The sequence below is a fragment of the Elioraea sp. genome (assembly GCF_022842375.1).
Lineage (GTDB): Bacteria > Pseudomonadota > Alphaproteobacteria > Acetobacterales > Acetobacteraceae > Elioraea_A.
Genome location: NZ_JALHPR010000005.1, coordinates 60,311 through 72,277 on the forward strand (window position 1 = coordinate 60,311; position 11,967 = coordinate 72,277).

The 11,967-nt window shown below is 69.7% G+C and carries 12 protein-coding genes; 4 read left to right on the top strand and 8 right to left on the bottom strand.

The annotated features are described in order from the left end of the window. Positions 1–11 precede the first annotated feature (11 nt). Both Q0C38_RS06340 and Q0C38_RS06345 read right to left on the bottom strand, forming a co-directional pair. Positions 12–1,205 carry an amidohydrolase family protein gene (locus Q0C38_RS06340; protein ID WP_291296228.1) on the bottom strand — a complete coding sequence of 398 codons (1,194 nt, stop codon included), beginning with the start codon at positions 1,203–1,205 and terminating at the stop codon, positions 12–14. After that, positions 1,202–2,167, bottom strand: coding sequence for a threonine dehydratase (locus tag Q0C38_RS06345; protein WP_291296229.1), 966 nt, complete (start codon positions 2,165–2,167; stop codon positions 1,202–1,204). Before Q0C38_RS06345 ends, Q0C38_RS06340 begins: the two co-directional genes overlap by 4 nt. Positions 2,168–2,266: 99 nt before the next feature. Between Q0C38_RS06345 and Q0C38_RS06350 the strand changes: the two genes are divergently transcribed. Both Q0C38_RS06350 and Q0C38_RS06355 read left to right on the top strand, forming a co-directional pair. Then, entirely contained in the window at positions 2,267–3,304 is a 1,038-nt protein-coding gene (locus Q0C38_RS06350) for a ring-opening amidohydrolase (RefSeq protein WP_291296230.1), read from the top strand. Positions 3,305–3,308: 4 nt separating this feature from the next. After that, a complete protein-coding gene (locus Q0C38_RS06355; protein ID WP_291296231.1) occupies positions 3,309–4,193 on the top strand; it encodes a phytanoyl-CoA dioxygenase family protein in 885 nt (294 codons plus the stop codon). A 6-nt stretch (positions 4,194–4,199) separates the two neighbouring features. Here Q0C38_RS06355 and Q0C38_RS06360 read toward each other — a convergent pair whose 3' ends face one another. From Q0C38_RS06360 to Q0C38_RS06380, 5 genes are read right to left on the bottom strand one after another with little or no spacing between them, the layout of a single operon-like run. Further along, positions 4,200–5,705: an amidohydrolase family protein gene (locus tag Q0C38_RS06360; protein ID WP_291296232.1), complete on the bottom strand. Its 1,506-nt coding sequence runs from the start codon at positions 5,703–5,705 to the stop codon at positions 4,200–4,202. A 15-nt stretch (positions 5,706–5,720) separates the two neighbouring features. After that, positions 5,721–6,677: a tripartite tricarboxylate transporter substrate binding protein gene (locus Q0C38_RS06365; RefSeq protein ID WP_291296233.1), complete on the bottom strand. Its 957-nt coding sequence runs from the start codon at positions 6,675–6,677 to the stop codon at positions 5,721–5,723. A gap of 32 nt (positions 6,678–6,709) precedes the next feature. Then, entirely contained in the window at positions 6,710–8,194 is a 1,485-nt protein-coding gene (locus tag Q0C38_RS06370; protein ID WP_291296234.1) for a tripartite tricarboxylate transporter permease, read from the bottom strand. Positions 8,195–8,216: 22 nt separating this feature from the next. Further along, positions 8,217–8,690, bottom strand: a complete 474-nt coding sequence (locus Q0C38_RS06375; protein ID WP_291296235.1) for a tripartite tricarboxylate transporter TctB family protein — start codon at positions 8,688–8,690, stop codon at positions 8,217–8,219. Between the two features lie 60 nt (positions 8,691–8,750). Continuing rightward, entirely contained in the window at positions 8,751–10,118 is a 1,368-nt protein-coding gene (locus Q0C38_RS06380; protein ID WP_291296236.1) for a S8 family serine peptidase, read from the bottom strand. Positions 10,119–10,196: 78 nt separating this feature from the next. On the opposite strand from Q0C38_RS06380, the gene Q0C38_RS06385 reads away from it, so the two are divergent. Both Q0C38_RS06385 and Q0C38_RS06390 read left to right on the top strand, forming a co-directional pair. After that, positions 10,197–10,712, top strand: a complete 516-nt coding sequence (locus tag Q0C38_RS06385; RefSeq protein ID WP_291296237.1) for an RNA polymerase sigma factor — start codon at positions 10,197–10,199, stop codon at positions 10,710–10,712. 15 nt (positions 10,713–10,727) lie between these two features. After that, the gene (locus tag Q0C38_RS06390) at positions 10,728–11,483 is read left to right on the top strand and encodes a hypothetical protein (RefSeq protein ID WP_291296238.1); all 756 of its coding nucleotides are present in this window, start codon (positions 10,728–10,730) and stop codon (positions 11,481–11,483) included. Between the two features lie 141 nt (positions 11,484–11,624). Here the strand turns inward: Q0C38_RS06390 and Q0C38_RS06395 are convergent, their stop codons facing one another. After that, entirely contained in the window at positions 11,625–11,933 is a 309-nt protein-coding gene (locus tag Q0C38_RS06395) for a hypothetical protein (RefSeq protein WP_291296239.1), read from the bottom strand. Positions 11,934–11,967: the final 34 nt, after the last annotated feature.

An 11,967-nucleotide genomic window follows, 5' to 3' on the forward strand; every position in this document is an offset into this window, starting at 1 on the left:
TGTGCGGACGGCTAAACGCCGCCGACAAGAACGCCATCGCGCGCCACCACGCGGCCGGCAGAGACCACGAGGGCGCGCCGCGGGCGGCCAGCGATGGCCTCCGCCACGGTCTGGGCGGCGACCAGGACAAGATCGGCCCGCGACCCGGCCGTGAGGCCGTGGTCCTCGAACCTACAGCCGCGTGCGCCCTGGCTGGCCACCGCCTCGAGCGCCCAGCCAAGCTCCTCGTCACGGCGCAGATTGCTGCGCAGGCCCACGATCATCGCGCGTTCGAGCATGTCCGGCGTGCCATAGGGGCCCCAGGTGTCGCGGATGCCGTCATTGCCGGCAAACAGCGTCACGCCGGCCGCCCGGCACATCGGCACCGTTGGCACGGGGCGCGAGGGGGCGGCGGTGGTCGCGATGGCCACCTCCCATGCCGCCATTCGGGCCAACAATGCATCGCGGGCCGCAGGCTCGATCATGGCGAGGCAGAAGCCGTGGCTGACCACGACGGTACCCCGCATGCCGAGCGCGGCCGTCCGCTCGAGGATGAGGTCGAGGGAGAAGGCGCCCATCTCGCCAGGCTCGTGGAGATGGATGTCCACCGGCTTGCCATGCTTCTGCGCAAGCCCGAACACGATGTCGAGGTGCCGCACGGGGTCACGGTCGATGCCGCAGGGATCGAGCCCGCCGACCACGTCCGCCCCTGCTGCCATCGCCTGGTCGAGCACCGCGTCGGTGCCGGGGCGGCGGAGGATGCCCGATTGGGGGAAGGCAACCACCTGCATGCGCTGCACCGGCGCCATCGTCGCCTTCGTTGCGAGCAGGCCGTGGAGATGTTTCAGCCCCGCATCGGTATCGACATCGACGAAGCTGCGGATCGCGGTGGTGCCGGCGGCAAGGAAGCGGCGCGCCATGGCGAGCGAGGCAGCGCCCGCGTCATGGTTCGTTGCCGCCCGGACGTGGCGTTCGTTGTCGATCTTGTCGGTCAGCGCGGGGCCGACATCGTTGTGGTACCAGGGCAGGCCCCACATCGTCTTGTCGAGATGCGAATGCCCCTCGACCAGGCCGGGCAGAAGCAGCGCGCCGCCGCCATCCTCCACCGTGCAGCCCTCGGGCGGGGTGATCGCTGGCCCGATCGCGGCGATCAATCCATCGACTGCCAGCACATCGGCCACCACGCCGCCGAGGGGGCGGACGTCGCGCAGAAGGAAGGCACTCATGGGCGTTCTCCGAGAACCCAGCTGCGGAAGAGGGCGAGGTCGATGTTGCCGCCGCAGAGGATGAGGCCGACGCGCGTGCCGGCGATGCGCTTCCGCTCCACCATCGCCGCGGCGAGGGGGGCGGCACCTGCGCCTTCGGCGAGGTTGTGCGTGTCGGTCCAGTACGCGCGGATGGCCTCGGCCACCTGGTCGTCCGTCACCTCGACGATGCGGGCGGCACCGCGGCGGATGATCGCAAGCGCCTCGGCATCGGGCACCCGGGTGGCCATGCCGTCGGCGTTCGTCGTCGCGTGGTTCGTCGTCACGACGTGGCCAGCGGCGAAGGAGAGGGCGTAGGCGTTCGCCCCCGTGCTCTGCACGCCGACCACCTCGGTGGCGAGGCCGAGCGCATCGCGCGCGGCGATCACGCCGCAGATGCCGCTGCCGAGCCCGACGGGAACGTAGACCGTGTCGAGCGGTGGAGCCCCGCGGAAAAGCTCGAGCGCGTAGCTCGCCACGCCGGCCACGAGGTCGGGCGCGAAGGAGGGCGCGAAGACGAGGCCGCGCTCGGCCGCCAGCGATGCGGCGTGTTCGCGCGCGGCATCGAAATCCGCACCGTGCTCGATCAACTCGGCGCCGAAAGCGCGCATCGCGGCATTCTTCTCGGTGCTGTTGCCGCGCGGCACGACGATGGTGACGGCAACGCCATGGCGCCGCCCCGCGTAGGCGAGACTCTGGCCGTGGTTGCCGCGCGTGGCGCTGACGATGCCTGGCACATCAGGCCGTGATGCCTTCAGCCGATCGAGGAATACGAGGCCGCCGCGCACCTTGAAGGCGCCGGTTGGCGTATGGTTCTCGTGCTTGACCCAGGCCTCCGCCCCGAGGCGGGCGGAGAGCAGGGGCCAGGCGTATTGCGGCGTGGGCGGCATGGCGGCGTGCACGATGCGTGCGGCGGCCTCGAGCGCTGGAAGGTCGTGCTGCATGGCAGTGACCCTAGCGCGGGATTGCCGGTGCCGCTAACCTCCCCCAGGGAAGAAAGCACCGGGCACGGCAGTCCTTGGCCTCACGGCTGACAGGAAGCCATGCCCCGCGCCTTCGCCCTTCGCCTCGACATGCCCGATCCTGCTGATGCCGGCGCGCTCGCCGCTGCGCTCAGCACCGGTGTGTTGCGGGCTGACGCCGTGCGCGCGGTGCTGATCAAGACGCCCGGCAATGGGCTGACCAACGATTTCTCGCGTGACCTTGCGGCGCGGTCGGTCGCCGCGGTGCTGCGTGCGCACGGGGCTGTGTTGCCGATGATCCTCCCCTCCGGCGGGGTCGAGGGCATTGCCGTGCCGCACATGCTCCTGCTTGGCCGTGAGGAGGGCGATGTCGCATCGCCGGATCGTCGGTTGGCGCTCGGATTTGCCCGCGGGGAAGCGCTCGCGGGCTCGGCCATCGGCACGGCAGTGATGGCCGAGGCCGTTGCCGCGACGGTCGCAGCGGCGATGCGCGATGCCAGGCTCGCAGGAGGTGACGTTGCCCTCGCCATCGTCAAGGCGCCGCTGCCCACACCGTCGGACTTCGGCGGCGATCATGCGGCGCTGAAGGCGCGTGCGCGCGGTGCGGCGGCGCTCGGCGTCATGGCAGCGCTCGGCGAGCTCGACGCTGCGCGGCTCGCAACCGTCGCGATCTGCAATGACGCGTCGCTGTTCTCCTCGCGTGCCCTGGTCGCTGCCGGAACGGATGTCATGGCACCCGAGGTGCTCGTGCTCGGCATGGGCATGGGCTGGGGTGGCGATCTCGTCGCTGCCTCCGCCGCACTCGATGACATGCTTGATGCGCGGGGGTTCCGCGCCGTGCTTGCCCGTTCCGGCCTCTCGCAGCTGCCGGATGACGGCGCGCGGGTTGCCGCACTTCTCGTCAAGGGCGCGATGCCAGCGCAGCTCCGCGGCACGCGGCCCGCCGCGCATGACGATGACGATATCCACCCCAACCGCCACTGGCGTGCCGCGATGTCGGGCGTCATCGGCGCGCTGACGGGAGACCTCCGCCCCTTCCTTTCGGGGGGCGGCGAACACCAGGGGCCGCCAGGCGGTGTGACCGTGGCGGTGATTGCACGGACAGGACAGGGAGAGTGAGCTGATGGACATCGAAGCAATCAGGGAAACCTTCGACCGTGACGGGTTCGTGACGATCGAGCGGCTGTTCGACGAGGCGGAGGTCGAGGGCCTCCGGGCCAAGACCCGCGCCGTGCTTGGCGATGCGGTGGGCATCCCAGGCGAGACGAAGGTGTTCGACGTGGAGGAAAGCCACACGGCCGCCGATCCGCGCGTGCGGCGGATCAAGAAGCCGCACGAGGTCGATCCGCTCTACTGGCAGGAGGCGTGCAACGCCAAGATCGTGCGGGTCGCCACCGCCCTGCTCGGCCCATCGGTGCGGCTGCACCACAGCAAGATCAACCTGAAATCGGCGAAATACGGCTCGCCGCTCGAATGGCACCAAGACTGGGCGTTCATTCCGCACACGAACATGGATCTCGCGATCTGCTCCGTCATGCTCGACGAGGTGGGCGAGGACAACGGGCCGATGCTGGTGATCCCGGGGACACACAAGGGGCCGCTGATCAGCCACCATGACGGCGGGTGGTTCGTCGGCGCCATCCCGCCGGATACGATCCCGATCGAGAGGGCCGTGAAGCTCATGGGCCCCCCGGGAACCGTGACGTTCCATCACCCGCTGCTGGTCCACGGCTCGGCGCTGAACACGTCGTCGCGCCAGCGCTGGATGCTCTTCTATGAATACACCGCGGCCGATGCGTGGCCGTTGATCTATACGCCCGAGTGGAACGAATACATGGGGCGCCTTGTGTGCGGCGAGCCATCGCCCGCGATCAGGGTCGAGAACGTCGCGGTGACGATGCCGCTGCCGGTGCGCGATGCCGGGTCGATCTACAACAACCAGCGCGCGGCGAAGAAGCGCTTCTTCGCCACGTACGAGGATGCGTCGGGCTCCGCCGCCGGCGGGTGATGGGGCTCAGAACCGCAGGACCGTGTCGTACGTTTCCGCGGCGATCGGGGTGGCGTTGCAACGGGCGATGATCGGGCGGTACGCATCGGTGATGCGCACCGCCTGGCGCTCCGCCTTCTCGATCAGCGGCAGCAGCGCGCGGTGCTCGGCGACGATCTCGGCGACGATCGCCGCCTCGTCGATGCGGGTGAGCTTGCCGCCCCGCATCACCACCTCGCCATCGACCAGCATGAGGTCGAGGCTGGCACCTTCCTCGTTGTAGACGAGCTGCCCCCGCGGCTCGTTCAGCGGCACGAAGGCGATGCTGTCGAGCCGGTAGGCGGCAAGGTCGGCGATCGCGCCGACGCTGATCTGGCCGAGCGCGTCACCGAAGCCGAAGGCGCGCGCACCGCCCACCGTGCCGGCGCGGAACGCCTCGGCAGCACCGATCCAGCGCGTGGGATCATCGCCGCGCAGCTTGTTCACGAGTGCAGCCGCGGCGACCACCTGCAGCATATTGTTGTTCTCGATCGATCCGCAGCCATCCGTGCCGAGCGAGATGTTGATGCCGGCATCGAGCATGCGCCTGATCGGCGCGATGCCCGAGCCGAGCTTGAGGTTCGAGATGGGGTTGTGCTGCACCGTCGCCCCCGAGGCGGCGATCAGCTCGATCTCGCGCGGTGTCAGCCACACGCCGTGGATCAGGCTCGTCATCGGCTTCAGGAAGCCGATCCGCGCGAGATACTCCACCATCGTGGAGCCGTAGAGCGCCTGGCCGGCAACGACCTGCAGGCGTGTTTCCTGCACATGGATGTTGATCGGCAGCGCGTGGCGGTCCGCCAGGTCGCGCAGCGCGCCGAGGAAGCCTTCGGTGCAGCGCTGTGGTGCGGAGGGCGACACGATGTAGCCGACCCGGTTCGCCCGCGGGTGCCGCGCCTTGGCCAGCGTCTCGGCGTAGGCGAGTGATTCCTTCGGATCGGTGCGCGGCAGGGCGTTGAGCTCTGCCAGCAGGGCAGGGGGGAACATCTCCTCGACGAAGGGCATGCCCTGGAAGAACGGCTTGTCGAACAGGTTGATGCCGACGAGAGCACGCAAGCCTGCATCGGTGTAGGCACGGAACGCCGCGTCCACATGCACGGTGTTCAGGCTCGGCGAGATGTTGAGGTCATCGACGAGCGTCGTTGCACCGCCGCGCAGCGCGCCGATCGCGCCGATCAGCGTGCGGAGATAGACCTGCCGCTCGGTGTAGGCGATCGGCTCGAGCGGGCGGACATTGTTCATCCAGAGTTCGAGCGGCAGGTTCTCGTGCCGCCCCTTGAAGAAATGCTCGTGGCTGTGGTGGTGGCCGTTGATCAGCCCAGGCGTGACCAGGCGGTTGCCGCAGTCGAGCACCTCGCCTTCCGGCTCGGCGCTGCCCGCGGGGCGGATCGCTGTGATCCGCCCCTCGCGCACGACGATGTCCACCGTCCCGTTCGACGGCGTGGCGTCCGGTCCCAGAAGGGCAAGCGCGCCGGTGAGCGTGATGGTGGACATCGTTTCGGCCTCGTGTCAGCGGTTGCGCAGGTTTGCGTAGAGCGTGCGGAGTTCGGCCTTCTCCTTCTCGAACGCCTCGGCGAAGGCCTTGTGGTCGAGGAACTGGATGCCGCTGTTGATGCGCCCGATCAAGGTCAGGAAGCCAGGGTCCTGCGCCATCTTCGCGAAACCTTCCGAGAGTTTCTCGATGCGGTCCTGCGGCGTGCCCTTCGGCGCCATGATGCCGAGCCAGAACAGCCATTGCACCGGCTGGCCGGCCTCGGCGCAGGTCGGAACGTTCGGGAAGCGCGCGAGGCGCGCGACATCGGTCACGCAGATCGGCTTCACCTTGCCGGCTTCGATATGCTCGCCCACCACGGCGGGAAGGCCCGCATAGGCCATGGTGTTGCCCCCAAGCAGCGCGTTCATGGCAGGCCCGCCGCCACCGAAATCGACGCCGCGCATGCGAATGTTCGCGCCCGCCTTCAGCATCTCGAACGCGGTGAAGGTGAGGCCGTTGACGTTGTCGGAGGAGTACACGATCCGGTCCGGGTTTGCGCGGGCATGCGCGATCATGCCGGCGAGGTCGGTGAACGGCGCGTTTGCGGCGGCGACGAACACCACTGGCGCGAAGTTGATCCGCGCGACGGGGATGAAATCCTCGGCCTTGAACGGCAGGTTCTCAACCTGCGGCCGAAGCGAGTTGATCGTGGGGTCGCCGAGCAGCAGCGTGTAGCCATCGGCCTGCGCGCGCGCCACCTCGGTCGCACCCACCACGCCGCCGCCGCCGGCGCGCAGGATCGAGATCATCGGCTGGCCGATGAACGGCTCTGCCACGGTGGTGATGATCGCCGCGTGAAGGCTCGTCGCCCCACCTGGCGGATAGGGGGTGACCAGCCGCACGGGCCTGTCGGGGAACGTCGCCTGTGCCAGGGCAGGTCCGGCGAGCAGTGCGGCACCGAGGGCGCCGCAGAGGATGGTCCGCTTCAACATCGTTGGTCTCCCGTTGTGAGTGGAATTCGGCATCACGCGGCGCGTCGCCTGAACGCAGCCCAGGTCATCGCCGCGAGCGCCGCCGCGACGATCGCGACCATCACGCCCGAGACGGGCCGCGTGACGAAGATGGCAAGCCCGTCGGTCGAGAGCAGGAGCGATTGCCTGAGCGCGTTCTCGAGCCCGGGGGCGACGAGCATCGCGATCACCATTGGTGGGATCGGGATGCCAAGCCTGCGCATCACGTAGCCAGCCACGCCGCCCGCGATCGCGATCCAGACGTCGAGCAGCGCGCTGTTCACTGCATAGGCGCCGACGAGCGCGACCGCGACGACCAATGGCGACAGGGCCGAGCGCGGGATGCGCGTGATCAGGCGTGCGATGCGAATCGCACCGAGGCCAAGCGCGAGCAGCATCACGTTCGCAACGATCAGCACGGCGAAGAACCCGTAGACGAGCGCTGCATGCTTCTGGAACAGCAGCGGGCCCGGTGTCAGGCCCTGCGCCATGAAGGCGCCAAGCAGCACGGCCGTGACGGTATCGCCCGGGATGCCGAACACCATCATGGGGATCAGGTCGCCCGGGCAGGCGCCGTTGTTGCCGCTCTCGGCGGCCGCCACGCCTTCGAGGCTGCCGCGCCCATAGAGCTCGGGCTCCTTCGACAAGCGCTTGGCGAGCCCGTAGGACAGCCAGCACGCGATCTCCGCCCCGATGCCTGGCAGCACGCCGACGCCGAAGCCGATCAGCGTCGAGCGCCCGATCGTCGGCGTCACCCGCAGGAACTCGGCGAGCTTTAGCGCTGCCTCGCCAGGGCGGATCGCGTTCACCGCCGCAGGCTCCGGCGGGCGCGCGGCGGCTTCGGTGAACACCTCGGCCAGCGCAAACAATCCGATCAACAGCGGAATGAACGCGATGCCGCCGGAGAGCTCGTAGGAGCCGAAGGTGAAGCGCGTCTGCCCCGACATGGGGTCGAGCCCGATCGAGGCGATGAGGAGGCCGACGCCTGCCGAAAGCGCTGCCTTCGCCGGCGACCGCCCTGCGACCGAACCGATCGTCAGCAGTGCGATCAGGTAGAGCATCACCATCTCTGGCGGGCCGAAGGCGAGCGCCACCGAGGCAAGCCAGGTGGCGAGAAGGATGAGCCCGATCGTCGCCATCAGGTCGGCGGCGACGGAGGCGTAGAGGCTCATCTCGAGCGCGCGCCGCGCCTGGCCGGCGCGGGCCAGCGCGTTGCCGTCGATCGCCGTTGCCGCCGCCGCTGCGGTGCCGGGGGTGGCGATTGTGATGGCGGGGATCGAGCCCGCGTAGATCGCTGCCTTGAACACGGCGAGCAGGAACGGGATGCCCACCTCGGGGCGCATGAAGAAGGTGAAGGGCGAGAGGATCGCCACCGCCATCGTTGCCGTGAGCCCCGGGATCGCGCCGACGACGATGCCGGCGACGAGACCTGCCAGGGCAGCCAGAAGGCTCGCCGGGTTCAGGATCACGCCAAAGCCGATGATCAGGTTCTCGATCATCCCCGACGCCTCGATGGACTGTTCAATGCGGCCACCATGAGGGAAGGGGAAGCGTGGGGTCGGGGAACACGACCCTGAGCGTGCGCGCGAACAGGAGATGCACGGCGGAGAGGCTTACAGCTGTCGTGATGGCGAAGGCCAGCGGCCGCGTCCGCAGCACGACACCGATGCCGAGCATCGCGACGAGCAGCCCGGCATAGATCCCGAGGAACGGCACGGCGGTTCCGCCGGCGATCACCGCAGCCATTGCGGCCCAGGGGCGCGTGGGCATCGCCTCCGCCGCGGGCGGTTCGGCGCGCCTCTGCGCGAGGACGATGCCTGTGGCACCCGCCAGCACGATGATCGCGGCCAGGACGGGGAAGAAGGCCGGTGACCGCATGTCGCCGATCGCGGCGATCGTTGCGCCGGGAACCTGCGCGGGCACGAGCAGCAGGACCGCGGTGCCGAGAGAAGCGCCAGCAACGCCGATCATCGTTTCGCGAACGCGAAGCTCCATGCCACCCCACCCGCATGCGTCACGCGCGGGAGGACAGCAAACGGCGTGCCAGCGTTCCGCTCAGCAGCCCTTGGCAGGCTGCACGAGCCCCCAGCCGAACACGGGGTCACGCCCCGGCGGGCCAAGATCGCGCGCCGCGCCGGCAAGGCGCCTGACCGCCGCCGCCGGGTCGCCATCCTCGGCCTCGCCGAGGAGGAGGGCGGCACTCACGAATGGCGTGGCGAAGGACGTGCCACTGCGCAGTGCTGCGGCACCATTCGCCCCGACAACGGGCAGCCCGACGCCGGGGGCGGCGAACGCGATGTGCCCGCCGCGCACGGCCCGCGTGTAGATCTCCCCCCGCGCATCGACGGCGGTGACCGCGATCGCCCACGGATAGGCAGCCGGATAGGCGACCGGCGCGCGCGGCCCGCCATTGCCGGCCGCGGCGACGAGCAGGATGCCGCGCGCGGCCGCCGCCGCACCGGCATCGTCAAGCACCGCGTTGGCGGGCCCGGCAAGGCTGAGGTTGATCACTGCGACATCACGTGCGGCAAGCAGGTCGATTGCAGCAACCAGGTCGAATGCGTCGGCAGCATCGCCATCGGACCGGAGGTGGAACGGGTCAGCGGCGATGAGCGTCGCCCCTGGCACGAGGCCGCGCGCGACACCCGGCCCCTTGCCGACCAGCAGCGCTGCGACGGCCGTGCCATGCGCGGTCGACGACGCCCGGTAGCCGCGCGAGCGCGTTGTCTCAGCCCGCAGGGCGGCGCCGGCAAGGGCAGGATTGGCCGAGTTGATGCGTGTATCGACGAGGCCGATGCGCAGGCCATCGCCACAGCGGGGTGCCTCTGGCCAGTTCACCTGCGCGAGATGCGTGCAGCCGCTCGCCGCGCACGGCAGCGCGGAGGGGCGGTACAGCGTGTTGGGGGCTATCCGCGCCCCGGGTGCGATCGCGCGCAGTTGTGCCGTGGCGGTGGCCGTGGTCATGCCTGCGGGGCCACGCAGGCGCATGACGCGGCCCCTGACGAGGCCGTTGGCCCGCTCTGCCACGACCGTGAAGCCCTGAACCTCCGCCGCGCGGCGCTGTGCATCCGTCAGCCCTGCGACCACGAGGTCGGCGCTCGCTTGGTTCGAAGGCGCCGGCGTCGGCGGCAAAGGCGGCGGGGGCGGTGCCGGCCGCTGGCCGAAGATGAGCCCGGCGACGCTGCGCAGATCGGCCAGGACATTGCCGCTGCCCGGGTTTGGGCCAAGGTCGATGCCGCCGCGCCCGCCTTCGCCGCCCGAGGAAGAGGCGTTGGGGGAGTTGGAGGAGGACGACGAACTGTCGCTGCTCGGGCTATCGTCGTCATCGGCGCGCGCAGCCGGGCCGCCGAGTGCCACCACGAATGCAATGGCGAGCACGAGCGGTGCCCGGGGTGGCGGGAGTGCTTCGCGCGAACGTTGCATCATGGCAAGGTGGCGACGAACTCCCCACATCGTCAAGGCCGCGCCGCCGCGCGTCGACCCTGTTCTGGAACTGCAATCGTGCCCTCTGCCTTCGCAAATGATCTCGTCGCCCTGCTGCCGCGCCTGCGTCGCTTCGCGCGCGCGCTGACCGGCGCGCAGGACCGTGCCGATGATCTCGTCCAGGCAGCATGCGAGCGTGCGCTGCGCGCCGAGGCACGGTTCGTGCCGGGCTCGCGGCTCGATGCGTGGATGTTCCAGATCATCCGCAATCTCTGGATCGACGGCTTGCGTTCCGGCGCCGCGTCGGGCGGACAGCACCTGTCGCTCGACGCGGCGGAGGACATCCCCCACGGCGATGGCCCGTCGCGCGTCGAGGCATCGTTGCTGCTGCGGCAGGTGCGCGAGTTGATCGCCACGCTGCCGGTCGAGCAGCGCGAGGTCGTCGCGCTTGTCTGCATCGAGGAGATGACGTATCGCGAAGCTGCGGAATATCTCGACGTGCCGATCGGTACTGTGATGAGCAGGCTCGCGCGTGCGCGGCGCAAGATTGCCGATGCGGTGGGCGCAGATGCGGCCCTCCCATTGATGCGATAGGTGCGCGGAGGCGATATGGTCCAGAAAGAACACGCGATCACCGACGAACAGCTGATGGCCTTCGCGGACGGCGCGCTCGATGACGCCGAGGCGGAAGCCGTCGCCGCGGCGATCGCCGGGGATGACGCTCTTGTCGCCCGGCTCGAGGCGCTGGAACGGGGCGGCCGCCTTGCCCGCGACGCCTTCGCCGGCATCGCGGCCGAGCCCGTGCCCGCGCGCCTCGTCGCTGCCGTGATCGCCGCAGACCGGGCGACGATGCCGTCGGTGCGCGCAGCCAACGCGCCGCGGCAGCCTGCCCCCTGGCGCATCGGCGCGGCCATTGCCGCAGGCATCGTGGCCGGTGTCGTGCTTGGCCCGATCCTCGCCGGCATCGCCGAACGCGAACCTGGCCGCGGCGCCTCCCTTGCCGCGCTGCCGCCGCATGTCGAGGCAGCGTTCGGGCAGGAGTTGAGCGGAGAGCGCGTCGCCTCGGGCGAGCAACGCAGCTTCGTTCTGCTTGCCTCGCACCGGCTGCCGGACGGGACGTTCTGCCGCAGCTTCGCGATCGAGGGCGAGGACCGTGGCGCTGGCCTTGCCTGCAAGCGAGGCGGCCGGTGGGAGGTGGATGCCTTCCTCCGCCAGGCCAACGAACAGGTGGGCGGTGCCTCGTTTCGCCCCGCATCGGGCACCGACCCGCTGATCGAGGAGAAGCTGGAACGCGGGCAGGCAGGGGCCCCGCTCAGCGCCGCGGAAGAGGCAGAGGCGCGCGCCCGGGGCTGGCGCAGCCGGTAGGGCCGCGCATTGGGCAGGCCTGGATATTGGGCTGGCTGGCGTACCATGGATCGCCTCCGGTCTGGTCCGGACTTGGATCGGGGGAGGAACGGCCGCGGCCGCTCCTCCCCCTTCGCGTTCTGGCCAGAAAACCTGGAAGCGTCAGCGGCTGCTGTTGCTGCTCGAGTTCGAGGATGAGTTCGACGAGCTGTTGCTCGAGGAGTTCGAGGACGAGTTGCTCGATGAGTTGGACGAGCTGTTGCTCGAGGAGTTGGACGAGCTGTTGCTCGAGGAGTTCGAGGAGCTGTTGCTCGCGAAGCGCAGCGGCGCCGGCGCCTTCGGCTCAGTCTGGACGGTCGGCGTCAATGACCGCTCGGGCATGGTGGGCTTTGCCTCGGTGGCGGAGACCACGGCGAGGGCAGCCCCGGCTGCCGTCAGCGTGAACAGCGGCTTGATCATGTCTTCCTCCATCTCTGTCGTTGCGAAACCGACCTGTCTGGCCGGC

What these genes read in the sequence shown, in the direction of transcription:
- Q0C38_RS06350 (WP_291296230.1), top strand. Translation starts at nt 2,267, where the DNA reads ATGCCCCGCGCCTTCGCCCTTCGCCTCGACATGCCCGATCCTGCTGAT.
- Q0C38_RS06365 (WP_291296233.1), bottom strand. Translation starts at nt 6,677, where the DNA reads ATGTTGAAGCGGACCATCCTCTGCGGCGCCCTCGGTGCCGCACTGCTC.
- Q0C38_RS06370 (WP_291296234.1), bottom strand. Translation starts at nt 8,194, where the DNA reads ATGATCGAGAACCTGATCATCGGCTTTGGCGTGATCCTGAACCCGGCG.
- Q0C38_RS06395 (WP_291296239.1), bottom strand. Translation starts at nt 11,933, where the DNA reads ATGGAGGAAGACATGATCAAGCCGCTGTTCACGCTGACGGCAGCCGGG.
- Q0C38_RS06380 (WP_291296236.1), bottom strand. Translation starts at nt 10,118, where the DNA reads ATGCAACGTTCGCGCGAAGCACTCCCGCCACCCCGGGCACCGCTCGTG.
- Q0C38_RS06375 (WP_291296235.1), bottom strand. Translation starts at nt 8,690, where the DNA reads ATGGAGCTTCGCGTTCGCGAAACGATGATCGGCGTTGCTGGCGCTTCT.
- Q0C38_RS06390 (WP_291296238.1), top strand. Translation starts at nt 10,728, where the DNA reads ATGGTCCAGAAAGAACACGCGATCACCGACGAACAGCTGATGGCCTTC.
- Q0C38_RS06340 (WP_291296228.1), bottom strand. Translation starts at nt 1,205, where the DNA reads ATGAGTGCCTTCCTTCTGCGCGACGTCCGCCCCCTCGGCGGCGTGGTG.
- Q0C38_RS06355 (WP_291296231.1), top strand. Translation starts at nt 3,309, where the DNA reads ATGGACATCGAAGCAATCAGGGAAACCTTCGACCGTGACGGGTTCGTG.
- Q0C38_RS06360 (WP_291296232.1), bottom strand. Translation starts at nt 5,705, where the DNA reads ATGTCCACCATCACGCTCACCGGCGCGCTTGCCCTTCTGGGACCGGAC.
- Q0C38_RS06345 (WP_291296229.1), bottom strand. Translation starts at nt 2,167, where the DNA reads ATGCAGCACGACCTTCCAGCGCTCGAGGCCGCCGCACGCATCGTGCAC.